14 protein-coding genes are annotated in these 16,798 nt (G+C 62.4%); 2 read left to right on the top strand and 12 right to left on the bottom strand.

The genetic code is table 11. From position 1 onward, the window contains the following. Nucleotides 1–27: 27 nt before the first annotated feature. The 5 genes from K6M89_RS03590 to bcsN form a co-directional block, all read right to left on the bottom strand. Nucleotides 28–2,355: a cellulose synthase gene (locus tag K6M89_RS03590; protein ID WP_222138456.1), complete on the bottom strand. Its 2,328-nt coding sequence runs from the start codon at nt 2,353–2,355 to the stop codon at nt 28–30. Next, the gene (locus tag K6M89_RS03595) at nt 2,352–3,398 is read right to left on the bottom strand and encodes a family 8 glycosyl hydrolase (RefSeq protein WP_222138457.1); all 1,047 of its coding nucleotides are present in this window, start codon (nt 3,396–3,398) and stop codon (nt 2,352–2,354) included. The genes K6M89_RS03590 and K6M89_RS03595 overlap by 4 nt, the downstream gene beginning before the upstream one ends. Further along, entirely contained in the window at nt 3,395–5,845 is a 2,451-nt protein-coding gene (locus tag K6M89_RS03600) for a cellulose biosynthesis cyclic di-GMP-binding regulatory protein BcsB (protein ID WP_222138458.1), read from the bottom strand. Before K6M89_RS03600 ends, K6M89_RS03595 begins: the two co-directional genes overlap by 4 nt. Further along, nucleotides 5,842–8,034, bottom strand: coding sequence for a UDP-forming cellulose synthase catalytic subunit (gene bcsA, locus K6M89_RS03605; protein ID WP_222138459.1), 2,193 nt, complete (start codon nt 8,032–8,034; stop codon nt 5,842–5,844). Before bcsA ends, K6M89_RS03600 begins: the two co-directional genes overlap by 4 nt. A gap of 165 nt (nt 8,035–8,199) precedes the next feature. Beyond that, the gene (gene bcsN / locus K6M89_RS03610; RefSeq protein ID WP_222138460.1) at nt 8,200–9,180 is read right to left on the bottom strand and encodes a cellulose biosynthesis protein BcsN; all 981 of its coding nucleotides are present in this window, start codon (nt 9,178–9,180) and stop codon (nt 8,200–8,202) included. A gap of 319 nt (nt 9,181–9,499) precedes the next feature. Between bcsN and K6M89_RS03615 the strand changes: the two genes are divergently transcribed. Continuing rightward, a complete protein-coding gene (locus K6M89_RS03615; protein WP_097581667.1) occupies nt 9,500–9,814 on the top strand; it encodes a DUF1236 domain-containing protein in 315 nt (104 codons plus the stop codon). 38 nt (nt 9,815–9,852) lie between these two features. On the opposite strand, the gene K6M89_RS03620 is transcribed toward K6M89_RS03615, so the two are convergent. Beyond that, on the bottom strand, nt 9,853–11,499 hold the full coding sequence (locus K6M89_RS03620) for an ATP-binding protein (protein ID WP_222138461.1): 1,647 nt from the start codon (nt 11,497–11,499) through the stop codon (nt 9,853–9,855). Nucleotides 11,500–11,876: 377 nt separating this feature from the next. Between K6M89_RS03620 and K6M89_RS03625 the strand changes: the two genes are divergently transcribed. After that, a complete protein-coding gene (locus K6M89_RS03625) occupies nt 11,877–12,224 on the top strand; it encodes a response regulator (protein WP_097581670.1) in 348 nt (115 codons plus the stop codon). A gap of 10 nt (nt 12,225–12,234) precedes the next feature. On the opposite strand, the gene K6M89_RS03630 is transcribed toward K6M89_RS03625, so the two are convergent. From K6M89_RS03630 to K6M89_RS03655, 6 genes are all read right to left on the bottom strand, one after another. After that, complete coding sequence (locus K6M89_RS03630) at nt 12,235–12,777, bottom strand: MerR family transcriptional regulator (protein ID WP_004677457.1); 543 nt, start codon at nt 12,775–12,777, stop codon at nt 12,235–12,237. Nucleotides 12,778–12,928: 151 nt separating this feature from the next. Continuing rightward, on the bottom strand, nt 12,929–13,267 hold the full coding sequence (locus tag K6M89_RS03635) for an integration host factor subunit alpha (protein WP_064682168.1): 339 nt from the start codon (nt 13,265–13,267) through the stop codon (nt 12,929–12,931). Between the two features lie 104 nt (nt 13,268–13,371). After that, nucleotides 13,372–14,343, bottom strand: a complete 972-nt coding sequence (locus K6M89_RS03640; RefSeq protein WP_097581726.1) for a beta-ketoacyl-ACP synthase III — start codon at nt 14,341–14,343, stop codon at nt 13,372–13,374. 20 nt (nt 14,344–14,363) lie between these two features. Further along, entirely contained in the window at nt 14,364–15,410 is a 1,047-nt protein-coding gene (plsX, locus tag K6M89_RS03645; RefSeq protein ID WP_097581725.1) for a phosphate acyltransferase PlsX, read from the bottom strand. 99 nt (nt 15,411–15,509) lie between these two features. After that, on the bottom strand, nt 15,510–16,064 hold the full coding sequence (locus K6M89_RS03650; protein ID WP_222138462.1) for a YceD family protein: 555 nt from the start codon (nt 16,062–16,064) through the stop codon (nt 15,510–15,512). Between the two features lie 11 nt (nt 16,065–16,075). Beyond that, nucleotides 16,076–16,666 (bottom strand): ubiquinol-cytochrome C chaperone family protein, encoded by a 591-nt coding sequence (locus K6M89_RS03655; RefSeq protein WP_097581672.1) that lies wholly within the window; start codon nt 16,664–16,666, stop codon nt 16,076–16,078. Nucleotides 16,667–16,798: the final 132 nt, after the last annotated feature.

Genomic DNA, 16,798 nt, shown 5'->3' on the forward strand with positions numbered 1-16,798 from the left:
TAACGGAGAGTGGCGGCGGCGTCAATGTCAGTCATTGACGTCGGGATGGGTGATCTTCCGCAGATCGGCGAGGCCGCGGGTGGCATCGCGGTTGCCGGTCGCGGCGGCGGCTTCGAAGATCCGGCCCGCATCATCGTACATTTTCAGATTGAGATAGCTGTAGCCGCGCAGAACCATCAGATCGATGCGCTCCTGCTGCAGCTGGGCGCGCTGATCGAGGTAGATGAGGGTTTCGCGATAACGGCCGGCGTCGAAGGCCTGCAGCGCACGATCGGCGAGGATCGCCACCTGCAGTTCGGCAGCGCGCTGGCGGCTTTGCGGCGCCTTGGTTGCCGCGACGGCAGCATTGCTGGAAAGACCGGCGCGCAGATAGGCAAGGCTCTGGCCATAGGCTGCATCTTCGCGGATCTTGCGGACCGGGCTCTGCAACGCCGTCTCGAAGGCCGGGATCGCCTCCATCGGCCGGTTGATCTCCATCAGGCACCAACCGCGCGACAGCGCCTCGGACGGCCCGAGTTGTCCGGCGTCGATGGTCGTCGAGCAGCCCCGCGCCCGGCGCGGACCGCGCTCGACCGCCACCGTCTGCATCGCCGGCCTTGCGACGCGAACGGAGACTTCCGGCTCCGGCTGCGTTGAAGCGGCCGGGGGCCGCGGCGGCTCTGCCGGCTGAGCCGGCTGCTGCGGGGCAAGCGGCGGCTTTGCCGGCTGCGCGCCGGCATTCGACACCAGCGAGTCTTCAAGATTGGCGATGCGCGCCGACCGGCCGGCCCAGGCGCGCTGGAGGTCGAGCACGCCCTTACTGTCGTTCAGCTGCTCCCGGGTGACGGCAAGGCCATAGGCGGATGGTTCGTCGTCCGGTTTCCAGGCAAGCGCGGTTTCGAACCAGCGCGCGGCGGTCTGGAACTGGTTGAGAGAGCGTGCATACCAGCCGAACTGCTGCGCCGTCGGCACATATTTGCGGGCGATCACCTCGGCGGCGACGCGGTGCAACACCTCTTCGGTGAGATCGGCGGGCGGCTGCAGCGCCATCAGATTGGCGGTAGCGGCAAGATAGGTCGATGTCGCATCGTCGGAATCGGCGCGCCAGCGGAACATCACGTCCTCGGCCTCCTGAGGCGCCCTGCGTGCGATCAGCGCCAGCGCCAGGCCTTGCGAAGCAACGGCCGTTTCCTCCTTGGCTCGGGCGGCGCGGAACCACTTCTCGGCATCGGCAGGGTTGTTGCGGCGAAGCTGGTACCAGCCGAGCAGCAGCGCATCGGAGGCGAGACCTTCGCTTTCGGCCAGCTTTTCGAGGCGGGCGATGTAATTGGGCGCGATGGCAAGCTTCGGATCCTCATTGCTCTCGGCCACGAAGCGTCGGGCGAGGTTGTCGCGGATCGCGTCAAATTCCCTGCTGCCGTCGGCAGCGGGCTTCTCCAGCGCCAGCAGCGCCTGCATGGGCTGATAGTCAAGCAGCGTCGAGGCCTTTTCGACTGTCGCCCGCCGTTCGGCCGGATCGCCGCAATTCTTCAGTATATAGGCATAGGCATCCTGGCCGCGCTGCGATCGCTCGGTGCGAACGAAGGCTTCGGCGACGCGCCAGAGAACATCGACCTCGCTGCAGGTCAGCAGGCTTGGCGTCGCGGCGCCAATATCGACCACAGTCGCATATTGCTTGAGATCCGACGCGTTGATGAGGCGGGCGCGGGCCTCGGCGACATCAAGCCGATCGAGCAGATCGGTCGGCGGCTGCCAACCGGCATCGGCGGCCTGCCGGTCGGCGATCGCCTTGCGCAGTTCCGCATAGCGTCCATCGGAATAGAGCTTCCACATGGCTTCGAGCTGTTTGTCGCCGTTTTGCGGCACAGCGAGCGGATCGGCCGGCGGAACCCAATTCGGATAAAGCGCCTGCAGGCGGGAGATTTCAGCCTGCAGGCGCACTTTGTCGCCGCGGCTGGCAAAATAGCGAAGTGCGCTTTCGTCGACATCAGGCGGCGGCGGCGCTGCCGCCTGTTGCGGCGCCGGCGGCTCGGCGACGATCGCCGGAGGGACCGGCGCCGGTTCACCGGCTGTCTGAGGCGCCTCAGGTTGCGCTGCTGCAGACGGCTCTCTTGCGACGTTCGGCTCCGGCGTGTCCGGTGCTGGTGGTTGCGGAGAGGTGATCGCCTCGATCTTGTCGGCGACGGCCTCGGCATTGAAGTCGGAATTGCCGGCGGAAGCGTCGGACGGCTTGATGCGGCCCATCATCATCAGTTCAGGCGCCGGCTTGACGGCGGGGATGCCGAACCTTTCCTGCAGGGTGGCGCGATCCTTCAGCCCGGTGACGAGGGTCGCCACCACGGCTGCCGCTGAAATCGCCACGAGAGAAGATTTCACAGACACTCCGGATGCTTCTCCCCAATATAGGCCAGCCCCAGCAGTTGAAGCGTGGACGGATAATAGAGTGCGGGCGCAAATTGCAGGGCGGAGACCGGCAGCTTGGTCCCGTCGACTACACAGGCCACAACATCGTTAACAATTCTATAACCGGGATCGGACAACACGGTCTTCGGCCGGCCGGTGGTCAGATCGATGGTGGCTGGAATGCCATCCTGCAGCATGCCCTTTCGCAGGCGGGTCAGCAGCACCTTGTCGGTAATGCCACCGCGCGCGAGATAGAGCGGAATGCGAAGGGCGTTATAGGCGAATTCGGCGTCGAAACCCTCTGCCGGCCGCGGCGGACCGCTAAGGCTGACCCATTCGGCAGGAAGCTTGCGCGGACCGAACTGCATCGTCTTCAACAATGCTACGCCATCATCCGACAGTTCTTTCCAGGCATCCGACGGGGCAAGCGCCGCCATCACCGGAATTGCCTCATAAATCCAGTAGGAGGGGTTGATGACGGGGCCGTCCTTGCGGTCAGCGGCGGTAAAACCTTCGCTGCCCGGCAGCAGAAGCATTTGGCCGGCCGAGCGCGCGACTGTTTTGGCGAGCAGCGCCTTGGCCATGCGGGAGGCCGCCAGGATGTAGTCGTTGCGGTTCCACGCAGTGCCGGCAAGCGCCAGCGCATAGGCGATCAGCATGTCGCCATCCGTGGCATTGTTGGTGTCCGTCACGTGCGGCTTGACGTTCGGATCCCATTTCCACACGGCCAGACCATCGTCGCGCAACAGCAGTTCGGTGCGGGTAAAATACCAGATCTGCTCGAAATCGGCGGGGCTTGCCGAGAGATAGGCGAGCAGCATGCCATAGCCCTGCCCCTCGCTGTGGCTGATATTGTCGTTGCCGTTATCGATGATGCGGCCGCTCGGATCGAGAAACTTCGCCTTATAGGCGGACCACGCATCGGCATTGATCATCGCCTGCTGCGCGACGGCCGGCGGGCCTGCGAGGGCGAACATGGCCGTCGCCGCAACGAGGAGCACGCGCCACAACCTCATCTCGACCGGCCCAGATTTTTCAGCATGCGCGATGTGCTGATGCCGATCAGCAGCACGAAGGCAACGAGCAGGAAGGCATAGGAGAGAATGTTCGTCGACAGCCAGTTGGCAGCGATCAAACGATAGTTGGAGATCGACCAGGGTGTGGAGGGCACGAAATCGAAGCGGGTGACGGGGACCGTCTCGATCTTGGCCGTCTTGCTCGAATAGGTGGTGATGTGGCCCGATATCTGTGGCCAGTTCATCTGCGCGGTCAGAACCTCCAGTCCCTCGCGAAGATCTTTCGCCGAGGGCGCCGTCACCACGGTCCATGCGCCGGCGCCCGCGGGGCTGGAGCCTTGGGCAACCAGCAGCGTGGCCACATTTGGCGGCGTGAAGATTTCTTCGGCGCCGGGGATGAATTGCAGCGAACTGCGGGTAATGTCGAAATTGCGCCCCACCCATTCGCGGAAGGCAGTGATCTGTCCGCGCAACAGGCCGCCGCTGACCTTGGAATTCCATTCTTCGAAGGCCGTGCCGGTATCGACGACGCCGGGCTGCGCGTCGACCACGGGACGCCACGAGGCTTGGCTTGCCGTGGAGACATTGGCCTGCGACAGCGCGGTCGCCGGCATCTGCGAGATCGAGCCGATGAAGATGGCGTCGCGATCGCCGATCGTGTTCGGCGAGGCCACACTCTCGACGGCGATCGGATGGCCGGCCATGATCGCCATCTGCCCGAGCAGGGTGGCGGCGGCCGACAGCGTGTCGGCGTCAGTGCGATCGATGAAGAGCGGTGTCGGCTCGGTTGCCCGACCATAGGGATAGGCGGTGCCGGCCATTGCGGCCAGATTCGGAAGCTGACCGACGCGGGCAAAATCCGGGATATGCAATTCGGAGGTATCGAACAGGGCAAAGCGCGCATTGGTATCGGCGCTGCTGCCCGGCGCGCAGGCGGCATCGCCCTTCGTCATCAGGATCGCCTCAATTGCCACCGTGTTCAGACCCGGCTTGAAGTGACGCATCGTCACCCGGATCGGCAGATGGCGGAGAATGCCACCTGTCGTCGAGGTGAGCGGCACTGTGGAGGCGATGTTGTCGTTGACGTAGATATCGATGTGGCTGCCGGGCTGAACCTTATCGGTATAGGCGGCGTCGAGCAGCACCTTCGCCTCGCCATAGGCATTGGCATAAAAATCCGCCGGCACGGCGACATTGAAGCTGGTCCGGAACCGGCGGCCGGCGAATTCGGTGGTTTTTACGCCGAGCTGGGACAAGGGAATGCTGGTATCGGAAAAGATCAGCGGCGCGTTCGGTGCGCTCCAGCGTTCGGTGGTCAGCACGTCGCGGCGGACATCGGCGGGCCTGTCCACCGGCGAGACGATAGTATCGATCGCCGAGGAGACCGCCTGCCAGGAAGGACCGCTGATCAGAAGCACGGGCGAGCCGCTGCGCGGATCGGTAACGAAAGCGGCGAGCGGCGCACTTTCGGCGCCAGGCGGCAGGCCGGGAAAGAGCGGCCGCAGCTCCGCCGCAGTGCCGACGAGCACGCCGAGCCTGCCGGGACCGGCGGCCGGAAGCGAGGCGGTGTTGAAGGCAAAGATCTGGTTCGGCATGCTGCTCAGCACCGACAGGCCCTGCGTCAGCCGCAGCAGCGGCTCGGTGGTTCCCGGCTGCTCCAGCGCCGGGACGACGATATCGAACTCCGTCCTGCCGGCGCCGTCGACGCCGATAGCGCGAACTGCGTCGGCGCTCGAGAGTTCCGCGGCGTTCCTGCCGGCGAAGCTCAGATAGGTTCCGGCCGGATCGATGTTCGACCAGAGTTCATAAGTGGATTGAATGCTGCAATCGGTGCGATGGCGCTGATCGGCCTGGAAGGTGACGACGTTGGCGCCCGGCTGCAGCAGACCGGAGGGAACCTCGAATGTGACGGCTGATGGGGCGTCCGGCGAGCCGACGCGCTGCTGGCCGATCGGGCGATTGTTGAGATAGACGGTCAGCGTCGAGGCCTCGGGCGCGACGACGATCGAATTCTGATAGGCGAAGGTGAAACTTGCCTTGGCCGCCGCCTGCTCGGGCGTCAGATAGACGGACCATGAGCGGCGGTCGTATTCGCCGCCGAGGCTGAATTTCGAAAAGGGCACAAGATAATGCCTGATATCGCGGGGGCTCGGTGGCGAAGCGGCATTTGCTGCCGCGCCAGGCTGGGGCGCCGGCGCCGGCTGCCGCTGGACAATGATCGGCGCAGGAACGGGCGCCGGCGCTGCCGGCGTCGCCGGTGCGGGTGTTACGGAAACCGGAGGCGTGGCGGGCACCGGTGCTGCCACCGGCGGAGCGGGCGGCGTCGGCCTCGGGGCGACGGATGCGCCGGGCAGCCTCTCGCCGGACATGTCGAAGGGCGCCGTCTGCGCCTGAGCGAAGGCGGAAGTGTTCAGCAGGAGAAGCGAAGCGGCGACGATGCTTTTCATCCGGCATTGACCTTTGCCGCCTGCTGCTGTGCCTCCCGCTCCCGCCGCATGCTGCGGAAGAGGTAAACGAGGCCGCGGCTGGTTTGATAAAGCGACAGGCCGAGGAACCAGATGGTGCCGCGGATCAGGCCCGGATTGCGGCGGCGCGAGGTCTGGAATTCAGTCCACTGGCCGGAATTGGCGAACATCAGGTCGGCGATCAGGCGGTGGTCGAGGGCGCTTTTCGGCACATACTGGCAACCGACATTGCTGATATCGCCCGACGGCTCGATGTTGCGGACGATAAGCGGCAGGGTTTCGAGCTCGGCGCCGCTATAGGGCCGGAAGCGCATTTCGGCAGGTGCGCCGATGATCATCTCATCAAGCTGTTTGTTGAAGATGTGAAGCCTGGCGCCATGGACGGAAACGTCCTCGATCGAGGCCGCGTACCATTTGCCGTTGGCGCCGAATTCGCAGCGCCGGTTGACGCGGACGCGGCGAGACAAGGCGCGCTCGCCGCGTTCCGACACGACGCCCAGCGCGCAGCCGGCCATGATCAGATTGATGACATTCCACCCGCCGACGACGAGCGTGACGTCGGCCTTATAGGGTTCGGCATAAATTCTGTAGAAGGTGATGACGAGCGCGATGATCTGCACCGCAAAGATGACGAAGAACGGACGACTGATCTCCGACAGGCGGCTGACGGCAATCGATTCGTCCTTGGCGGTGACCTTGAAGGTCGGCTTCCTCGGATTGAGCATGACGGAGACGACCGCCGGCAGCAGATGCACCGTCTGGACATATTCGTAGAGTTCGGAAATCCACGGCCAGCGGAACGACCCGTAGAGGTAGTTCTGCATCATCAGGTTCACCAGCATATAGGCAAACGTGTAGGCCAGGAACTCGCCGCCGGAGGCGGTGAAGATCTCCAGATCAAAGAACAGATAGAAGAGCGGCGCAAACAGAAAGATCGTGCGCGGGAACGGGAAGAGCCAGAATAGCGTCGAGGACATGTAGCAAAGGCGCTGCGGGATCGACAGTCCGCGTTTGAGCAGCGGGAAGCGGAAACGCAGGATCTGCATCATGCCTTGCGCCCAGCGGCTGCGCTGGCCGATGAAGCTCGCGAAGGTGGCCGGCTGCAGGCCGGCGATCAGCGGCTTGTCGACATAGATGCTGTTCCAGCCGCTGCCATGCAGCGCTAAGGCCGTCTCGCAATCCTCGGTGATGCTGATGCCGGAAAAGCCGTTCTGCGATTCAAGCGCCTTGCGGCTCAGTACCGCGGCCGAACCGCAGAAGAAGGCGGCGTTCCATTTGTCCAGGCCGCGCTGGATGATGCCGTAGAACATCTCGTTCTCGCTCGGCATCTTGTCGAAGGTGCGCAGGTTGCGCTCCAACGGATCCGGATTGATGAAGAAGTGCGGGGTCTGGACGAGGAAGAGCTTCGGATCGTCTTCGAAATAGCCGACGGTCTCGAGCAGGAAGTCGCGGGCCGGCGCGTGGTCCGCATCGAAGACGGCGATGAGTTCGCCGGTCGAATGTTTCATGCCGTTGTTGAGATTGCCCGCCTTGGCGTGCTCGTTGCGGTCACGCGTGAGATAGGTGACGTCAAGATCCTGGCAAAGCTGCTTCAGTTCGACGTGGCGGGCCGCTGCCGCCTGAGCCTCGAGCAACTTGCCGGAATTGCGTTTCTGCAAGGTGCCGCCATCGTCGAGCAGCCAGACATGCAGCTTATCGGCCGGATAGTCCATGGCCTTGGCGGCAGCCAGCGTGTTTCCGAGAAGGCCGGAATCCTCGTTGTAGGAAGGCACGAAGACATCGACATGGGGCAAACGCCCGGGATTGGCGGCACGCGATGGGCGCGGCGGCAGCGGTGTGGCGACGATGAAAAGGCTGAGCGCCAGCATCGCCACGCTATACATTTCGGCAAGGTAGAGCAGCAGGCCGGGAATGAAATTCTCAGGCTGGTTCACCGGCGGCAAAGTGTTGGTGGTGCGCCAATAGACGTAGCGCAGCACGATCGACGTGCCGAAAGCGAGTGCCACCAGGCGCCACGTCCCCTCGCCCTTCAGGATCTTGATCAGCGCCATCACCGTGACAACCGTAATGCTGGTGATGAGCTGGGTCTGCAGGTTAACCGGCAGGGTGATCAACACGATCATGCAGAGCGAAACCAGGGCCCATATGAAGACGCTGCGGGCTTTGCGCATCGACGTTCCTTCGAAATTGCTCGCCGAGGCATCGTCCGACACCCGGGCACCCTTGCTGGAACAAGATGATTCAGGTCAGCTCGCCCAAATCTGAATCCTGTTCTAAGTTAAAGAGTTAGAGCATGATGCCGCCCGAAAACCGCTCCCGCTTTTCGGCATCATGCTCTATCTCCGGCAGACGGCCGTCATGGCCGCGTCGCCTAGGCAGTCCGGTGAGGGCACGGTGACGCCGATCGCCCTTGCCGATTGTACCAACGGTGCGCCGGCCGCCTCCGGCGCCGCGCTCGTCTGTGGCGCCTCGCCGGGCAGCGGCACCCGCGGGCCGATGGGCGCCGGCAGCGGTGCGGCGCCTTGCGCCGGCTGCCCGCTCGGGGCGCTGCGAAGCGGAGCTGTCCGCGGCCGGCGGACGACGGCAGGCGCCGGCTCATAACCGATCGGCATCGGACTGGCGCGATATCCGCCCTCGTCGGGATAGATCGGATTGCCGGTACGCCCGAGCGCCGCGTCGGCGGGCGGCGGGGCGCCATAGGGGTTCCGGATCACCCCGTCGAAGGTGCCCGATATGGTGTAGCCGTAGACGATGCCGAGCAGCTGGCGCTCGGATGCGCGCGCATCGCATAGCCGCAGACGCAGCTGGATCATGCCGAAATTGCGGGCCTGCGTATTGGCGGCCGCGCTCGAGCGGATCTGTTGCCAGGCAAAGATGCAGGCGTCGCCGGCGCGGCTTCGGCCGGAGGCATAGCCGAATGGGCCATAAGCGTTCTGCAGGAAGGTCACCGAGGCCGCCATTGGTACGCCGGGGGCCGCGTGGGCCATTTCGCGGGCAATAGCGCTCTCGTTGATCATGCTGAAGCCGGCATTGCCCGTTCCGGGATTGGCGCCGGAGGCGCCGAAGAACTGGATCTTCAGAAAATTCTGGCCGGGCACCGAGGAGGACGTAAACAGCGAGACCGTCTGTTCGACACCATTGCCACGCTTGCGCTCGACGACGCTGACGATCGACGGGCCACCCGGCGGCGGCAGAACCAACGCCTTTTCAGGCGCCACCGTCTCCGGCCCGGAAGGCTGCCGCACACCGCCGGTCGACGTGCAGCCGGCCATCATGCCCGCAACTGCCACCAGCGATATCGTCTTCCGCAAGCGCATGTCTCGAGCCGCCGCAATCGTCTTTCCAGATATCCATTCGCAAACCGAAACGCGACGGACCTTCGAATCAACGACCGCCCGGCCGTTCACCCGACATAAGCCGCCGACATGGTTAATGAAGAGTAAAGAGCCCGCCCCTGATGCCATCGGAAGACTCGCACTGAACATGATTCGGACAGCTCAACCGTATGGTGCACAAAGTCGTTTAGCAACAAACAATCGGCATGTCCGACCCCCGCCAAGGCGGCAGGCCGGGGCGGAACTATGCGGCATGGCCGACGTTGCCTTGATGTCCAGGGTTTAAAAAGGAGAACCTCCCATGCGCAAGACCATGCTGGCCACGGCCGCCATGCTGACCCTCTGCTCGGCCGCCTTCGCACAGAGCACCGTCGTCATCACCGATCCCGCACCGACCGGCTCCGTCGTCCTGCCCGGCGAGGTGCGCACCTATGTGATGGAGCAAAACACGCCATCGGTCGTCTATGATGGTGAGATCACGGTTGGCGCAACGCTGCCGGATACTGTCGAAATCCATACCGTGCCCAATGTCGACGGCTATGGCTACACGGTCATCAACGAGCGGCGGGTCATCGTCGAGCCGAAGACGCACCGCGTGATTCAGGTTCTTGAATAAGGTGATCGGGAGGCTGGAGACGCGCGTCGCGCGCGCCTTCACGCCTCCTCGCCTCCCACCCTCACCGGCATATTCAAAAGCTCGCGGATCTTATGGGCGAGTTGCTCCAGGCTGAATGGCTTGGCGAGCAGCGAAACGCCGTGATCCAGCACGCCATTGTGGACGATGGCATTGCGCGTGTAACCCGTGGTGTAAAGGATCCGGATTCTTGGCCATTTTTCCTGAACGGCGTCGGCAAGCTGACGCCCGCTCATCTGCGGCATCACAATATCGGTGAAGATCAGGTCGATATCGGAATTCTCCTCGAGAAGGAGAAGCGCCTCCACGCCGCTTCCCGCCTGCAATACGGTGTAACCGAGTTCATGCAGGCTTTCGGCGGTCATGGTGCGGACGTGTTCATCGTCCTCCACCACCAGGATCGTATCGTTGACGCTGCCCTGGGGGATCGGCTGGGCGCCGGCGGCAGCGAGGCGCGCATCCGCCTTACCGACATGGCGTGGCAGATAGATCTTCACCGTCGTTCCGCGGTCGATCTCCGAATAGATCTTGATATGGCCGCCGCTCTGCTTGATGTAGCCGTAGACCTGGCTGAGGCCGAGGCCCGTCCCCTTGCCGGGTCCTTTGGTGGTGTAAAACGGATCGAAGGCGCGGTCGATCACGTCAGGCGACATGCCGGTGCCGGTGTCGGTGATGCTGATCATCACATATTGGCCCGCTTCGACCTCCGAATGCATGCGCGAATATCGCTCATCAAGTTCGGTATTGGCAGTCTCGATCGTCAGATGACCGCCGCCGGGCATGGCGTCGCGCGCGTTGACGGCCAGGTTCAACATGGCGTTTTCGAGTTGGCTCAAATCGGCAAAGCTCGGCCAGAGGCCGCCGGCGAGCACGGTCTCGATCCGGATATGTTCGCCGAGCGTGCGTCGCAGCAACTCCGACATGCCGCCGACCAGCTTGTTGACGTCGATCACCTCCGGGGCGAGCGGCTGCTGGCGCGAGAAGGCGAGAAGACGCGCGGTCAGCACCGCGGCCCGCTGGGCCCCGTCTCTGGCATTCTGAAGGGAGTTCAGCAGGCGCGGATCCTCATGTCCGGTCATGCGCCGCTGGGCAAGATCGAGATTGCCGATGATGATCGCCAGCATGTTGTTGAAATCATGGGCGACGCCGCCCGTGAGCTGGCCGATCGTCTCCATCTTCTGCAGCTGGCGGACCTGCGCTTGGGCGGCGGCATTCTCTTCCATCTCGTGCCTGAGTGCGGCAGTGCGCTCGGCCACCGTCTCCTCCAGGCGCGCGTTGAAACCGTTGAGCTCGGAGCTGAGCCGACTCTGCCTGCCATGGGCGATGATGATCATCTCCATCAGTCCGATGATGATCGCGGCATTGACCAGATAGGTTGAAAGGCCAACCCATTGGCCGGCGCTGACCGGCCAGAATGCATCATGCGGCTCGACGAAAAACTGCTGAACGACGAAGGCCGCAACCATGGCTGCGACAAGGCCCGGTCCTGCGCCACCGATGAAACTGGCGAGCAAGATCGCCGGGAGGAAACTCAGGAAGGGAAAACCGGAGAGATAATCGCTGGCGGCGAGTCGCAGAAGAAACGTCAGACCAACGAAGGCAACCGCCAGCGGATAGGTATAGCCCGGCCTGTGACGCAGCCAATCCGTGGCACTCAGCAAATCCATTCCATACCCCTTCTCACAGCGCCGCGCGTCCTTTCAGACGCGCGCAAAATGACGCTGCAACGCTTTGAATTACTGCATAATTTTTTCCGTAAAGCGATTCCGATTTCGCGAATTATGCAGTAGCCGTCGCTGAAACGGCATCCCAGCTTTTGCACAACGAATTTCGCCGGGCAATATGCTGTTTCGAAAGCGCGGCGCGATCTTTCAGATTCGCTTGCCGGGCCTTGGGCTTTTATGTTTACACATATCGTGCCGTAAAACCGCGGTGCGGTTTTAGCACAACAGGTTTTACCACCGCTGCGTGCAGCATCTTGACGAGCTGCACAAGCGGTCCACATAAACTTCGTGCCCAGCAAGGGGAATGGGTGGACGGGATCATGAAAGACATATTCATCGTCGAGGACGATGCGCTGATCGCCATGCTGCTCGAGGACATGCTGAGCGATCTCGGCTATCGGGTTTGCGCGACTGCGCCCGATCTGGAACGGGCGCTCGCAGCTGCCAAGGACACGGAGTTCGACGCCGCCATCCTCGACGTCTCACTTGCAGGCCGGAGTTCGCTGCCGGTCGCAAAGCTGCTTGACGAGCGTGGCAAACCCTATCTCTATGCGACGGGCTATGGCAGTGCACCGGAAGGCAGCACCCCAAGCACGCTGCCGGTGCTGCGCAAACCTTTCCAGCTCAGCGAGCTCGAACAGGCGATGAAGCTGCTTGCCGAAGCCTGAGAGCGTTTCCTCAACGCACCTGATCGAGCAGACGCTTGCATTCGAGGAGGTCGTAAAGCGCCTCCTGCAGCAGCGCCCTGTCTTCCTTGCCGACGCTCGACTTGCCGATCGAGACTTCCGGCTGATCGTCGTCTCCGGCGACGAAGTTGAAGAACCGGCGGGTGATGGGCGGCTTGGCGCGGCCGACAATCTGGTCCTCCTCGGCCATGCCGACGCGCGGCTCGCCCGATCCCGTCTCCTGCACGCCCGAGGCAAGCGCCTCGACGCTGGCGAGATCACCATGGCCGACCGATATGACGAACTTGTTGCCGTTGGTCTTCAGAAGCTTCTGCACGCCCTTGATCGTATAGCCGTGATCATAGAGCAAATGCCGGATGCCCTTGAGAAGGTCGACATCCTCCGGCCGGTAGTAGCGTCGGCCGCCGCCGCGTTTCATCGGCTTTATCTGAGGAAACCGCGTTTCCCAGAAGCGCAGCACATGCTGCGGCAGATCAAGATCGTCTGCGACTTCGCTGATGGTGCGAAAGGCATCGGGGCTCTTGTCCAACGTCATACTGCTACGCAACCTCGCAGGCTCGATCCAACGGCGACTCACCATATTTCAAAGGTTTGGCGCCGACAATTCAAGTCATGTGTCGACGTTGCGCACAGGCGATGGATGATGCGAGAGAAAAAAGCCGTTCCGAGCAGGCGGAAGACCGATATCAGAGAGCCGGATTCTGCGGCTTCAGTTTGACCTTGCGAGCGACATGCGCCTTGAGGATGCGCGTCTTCAGCACGTTCGATGCCTTGAAGGTCATGACCCGGCGGGGAGAGATCGGAACCTCCTCGCCGGTCTTCGGGTTGCGGCCGATCCGCTCGTTCTTGTCGCGAACCTGAAAGGTGGCGAAGGAAGAAAGCTTGACGGTTTCACCACGCACGATGGCGTTGCAGATTTCGTCGATGACGGTTTCGACAAGTTCGGCGGATTCTGTCCGGGAAAGCCCAACCTTTCGGAAAACGGATTCCGCCAGGTCTGCTCGCGTCACTGTTTTTCCCGTCATGGTCCCCGCCCATTACAAATTATTTTGTGAAAGCGTTCGAAGAGTATTTGTCTTGCGCCTCACGGTCAAGCTCTTGTTCGCCGCCAGTTTTTTAGGATTTGCGCTTACCAGCGCAACAGAACGGCGCCCCAGGTGAAGCCGCCGCCCATCGCTTCGAGCATCACCAGGTCACCCTTCTTGATGCGGCCGTCGCCGGCAGCGGTCGCAAGTGCGAGCGGGATCGAGGCGGCCGAGGTATTGCCGTGCAGATCGACCGTGACGACGACCTTTTCCGCATCGATGTTCAGCTTCTTCGCCGAACCGTCGATGATGCGTCGATTGGCCTGGTGCGGCACCAGCCAGTCAAGATCTTCGGCGGTGGTGCCGGTCGAATCGAACGCAGCCTGGATGACATCGGTGATCATGCCGACGGCGTATTTGAAAACCTCGCGGCCTTCCATGCGCAGCTTGCCGACGCTGCCCGTCGTCGACGGTCCGCCGTCGACATAAAGCTTGTCCTTGTGCGAACCGTCGGAACGCAGATGCGCGGTCAGCACGCCGCGGTCTGCAGACGTCCCCTCGCCTTCGGCCGCCTCCAGCACGATCGCGCCGGCGCCGTCGCCGAAGAGCACGCAGGTTGTGCGATCGTTCCAGTCGAGAATGCGCGAAAAAGTCTCGGCGCCGATCACCAGAACGCGTTTTGCAAGGCCGCCGCGGATATAGGCGTCCGCAGTCGTCACCGCATAAACGAAGCCGGTGCAGACGGCCTGAACGTCAAAGGCGAAGCCGTGGCGCATGCCGAGACGGTTCTGGATGTTGACCGAGGTCGCCGGAAACGTGTTGTCGGGCGTAGAGGTGGCGCAGATGATGAGATCGATGTCGGCTGGCGTCAGGCCGCCATTTTCGAGCGCCGCCCGCGCGGCCGCCTCGCCGAGCGAGGCCGTCGTCTCGTCGTCGCCGGCCACGTAACGCTGGCGGATGCCGGTGCGCTGGACGATCCATTCGTCCGACGTATCGACGATGGCTTCCATATCTCGATTGGTCATCACGCGCTTCGGAAGTGCGGCTCCGAACCCGCGAACCACTGAACGGATCATATTCGATTGAACCCCATCGCTCATGCCGCTTCCGGGCCCATCGGGGGCAGGCGCTTGGCATGATATTTCTTAAGATCGTTTTCTATTTTCTGATTGAGGCCGTTCTTGGCCATGTCGTAGCCGACCTCGATCGCGGCGGCGATGCCTTCGGCATTGGCACCGCCATGGCTCTTGATGACGATGCCGTTCAGACCGAGAAACACGCCGCCGTTGACCTTGCTCGGATCGAGTTTCTCGCGAAGCATGTCGAAGGCGCCTTTGGCGAAGAGATAGCCGATGCGGGCGAGCAGCGTCCGCGACATGGCCGCACGCAGATATTCGGCGATCTGCTTGGCCGTGCCTTCGGCGGTCTTGAGGGCGATATTGCCGGAGAAGCCTTCGGTGACGACGACGTCGACGGTCCCCTTGCCGAGATCGTTGCCCTCGACGAAGCCGGAATATTCGAGTGAATCGATATTCGCCTCGCGCAACAGCCTACCAGCCTCCTTGACCTCTTCCTGGCCTTTCACCTCTTCAACGCCGACGTTCAGAAGGCCGATCGTCGGGCGTTCGATCTCGAAAAGCGCGCGCGCCATGGCGCCACCCATCAGGGCGAAATCCATCAGCTGCTGCGCATCGGCGCCGATCGTCGCGCCGACATCGAGTACGATGCTCTCACCCTTGAGCGTCGGCCAGATCGCCGCGATCGCCGGGCGTTCGATATTGGCCATGGTGCGAAGACAGAACTTCGCCATCGCCATCAGCGCCCCGGTATTGCCGGCCGAGACCGCGACATCGGCATCGCCCGTCTTCACCGCCTCGATCGAACGCCACATGGTGGAGACATAGCGGCCGCGGCGCAGCGCCTGGCTCGGCTTCTCTTCCATGCTGACTGCAAGCTCGCAATCGTGAAAGACCGATTTTTCCCTAAGTTTCGGAAATTTGGCGAAAACAGGATCGCACTGTTCCTTAAGACCGTAAAAAACGAAAGAAATATCCGGATGCCGATCCAGCGCCTTGGCAGCGCCGGGGATGACAACCTGGGGACCAAAGTCGCCACCCATGAGGTCGAGAGATATTCTGATCACGCGTCCCTGATCCTTCTTTCCGCCGAGGGGCGAAATTTCGGCCAAAATACTGGTTTTGGCGTCGCATACAACTGAATTGTGTCAAATACGAGCGAGGCTTCAGTCCTTTTTCCAGTCCTTGAGAACCGCGAAAGCGGAGGGCTTTTTATCGTTCTCGCCGCTATCCTCGATATGACCTTCGAACTCGACGCCCTCTTTGCGCGGATAGGGGTCGATCGCAAGAGCGGCGAATTCCGCGACCACCTCGCCGGCATCGATCGTATCGCCGACAAAGGTCTCGGGCAGGTCAGGACCGTCTGGATCGAGCAGCATTTCGCCGGCGTCATTGCCGGGCTGGCGGGCAAGCTTGGAACCCTCGGGCACGAAAATCTGCTCGAGGTTTTCGTCGATGGCGGCTTCGACAGGTTCCAGCGTCACGACGCAGGACTGGACGATCTTCGCCTGCACGCGGCCCTTTACGCGCACGCCGTCGCGCTTCCAGCGGCCAATCTGCAGATCGGCGCTCAGAGCCTCGACGGAGACGACGTTCCAGGCCTCGGCGAGCGCCTTCAATTCGCTGGCGTCGGCCTCGATATGGACCTCAACGGGGTTGGCGGAGATATGGCCGACCTTGACGTGATAGGAGAAGGGAACGTCGTCCCGATCGTTCTTCATTATTTCCTCCTTCAGGCAACCGGCGGCAGCGTTGCCGAGCCGCTGGCGATCATCTCTTCCGGAACGGCAGACAGATGGGCTTCTGCCGCCACCATCCAGCCGGCGAGGCCGGACATATCGGCCGGCGCCGGACTTTCGGGGTAGATATTGCGCTGAAGCGCCAGCGCAAGCGCTTCGCGTTCGCCGGCATTCATCGCCTTCGAATAGGCTTCGAGCCGGCCGTAGAACATGCCGGCGAGCTTCTTCATGCGTTTCGGCACGCTGTTGTCACCGATGCCGAGTTCGCGGATCGAATAGTCGATGTCCTGGAAAAAGGCGTCGACGATCTCCTGGGCGATCTCCTGGCCGCTGACGGCAGAGGCGCGCGTGCGGCGAAAATACAGAATCATCACGATCGACAGCATTTCGAAACGGCCCATGACCGTATCCGGCACATTGAGCCGCTCATAAAGTTCCGGCATGCGCGCGGCGGCCGTCAGCGCCGCATATTGCCTGTCGACGATCGCCTGATTGTTGTTTTTCTTGCGGAAGAGTCCGAAGATCATTGTTTTTTCCGGAAATGCCTCAATCTTCACGCCGGCTGGCGTCTGGCCTTGTTGCATGAATTCGAAAGCTGGTTTACCGAAGCAGGCGCGAATTGCAATGCCGATCGTGGCCAGTTTCGGGACGACGCCTTCGAGGCGTCAGTGAAACAAATTCGGGACATTCGACCCGGAATGGCCACAATGGTTTTG

It is taken from the genome of Rhizobium croatiense (assembly GCF_019793465.1).
GTDB classification, from domain to species: Bacteria; Pseudomonadota; Alphaproteobacteria; order Rhizobiales; family Rhizobiaceae; genus Rhizobium; species Rhizobium croatiense.

Excerpts from the sequence above, each read along its gene's own strand:
- bcsA (WP_222138459.1), bottom strand. The coding sequence starts at position 8,034 with ATGCGCAAAGCCCGCAGCGTCTTCATATGGGCCCTGGTTTCGCTCTGC.
- K6M89_RS03625 (WP_097581670.1), top strand. The coding sequence starts at position 11,877 with ATGAAAGACATATTCATCGTCGAGGACGATGCGCTGATCGCCATGCTG.
- K6M89_RS03620 (WP_222138461.1), bottom strand. The coding sequence starts at position 11,499 with ATGGATTTGCTGAGTGCCACGGATTGGCTGCGTCACAGGCCGGGCTAT.
- K6M89_RS03600 (WP_222138458.1), bottom strand. The coding sequence starts at position 5,845 with ATGAAAAGCATCGTCGCCGCTTCGCTTCTCCTGCTGAACACTTCCGCC.
- K6M89_RS03650 (WP_222138462.1), bottom strand. The coding sequence starts at position 16,064 with ATGAAGAACGATCGGGACGACGTTCCCTTCTCCTATCACGTCAAGGTC.
- K6M89_RS03635 (WP_064682168.1), bottom strand. The coding sequence starts at position 13,267 with ATGACGGGAAAAACAGTGACGCGAGCAGACCTGGCGGAATCCGTTTTC.
- bcsN (WP_222138460.1), bottom strand. The coding sequence starts at position 9,180 with ATGCGCTTGCGGAAGACGATATCGCTGGTGGCAGTTGCGGGCATGATG.
- K6M89_RS03615 (WP_097581667.1), top strand. The coding sequence starts at position 9,500 with ATGCGCAAGACCATGCTGGCCACGGCCGCCATGCTGACCCTCTGCTCG.
- K6M89_RS03640 (WP_097581726.1), bottom strand. The coding sequence starts at position 14,343 with ATGATCCGTTCAGTGGTTCGCGGGTTCGGAGCCGCACTTCCGAAGCGC.
- K6M89_RS03595 (WP_222138457.1), bottom strand. The coding sequence starts at position 3,398 with ATGAGGTTGTGGCGCGTGCTCCTCGTTGCGGCGACGGCCATGTTCGCC.
- K6M89_RS03655 (WP_097581672.1), bottom strand. The coding sequence starts at position 16,666 with ATGCAACAAGGCCAGACGCCAGCCGGCGTGAAGATTGAGGCATTTCCG.
- K6M89_RS03630 (WP_004677457.1), bottom strand. The coding sequence starts at position 12,777 with ATGACGTTGGACAAGAGCCCCGATGCCTTTCGCACCATCAGCGAAGTC.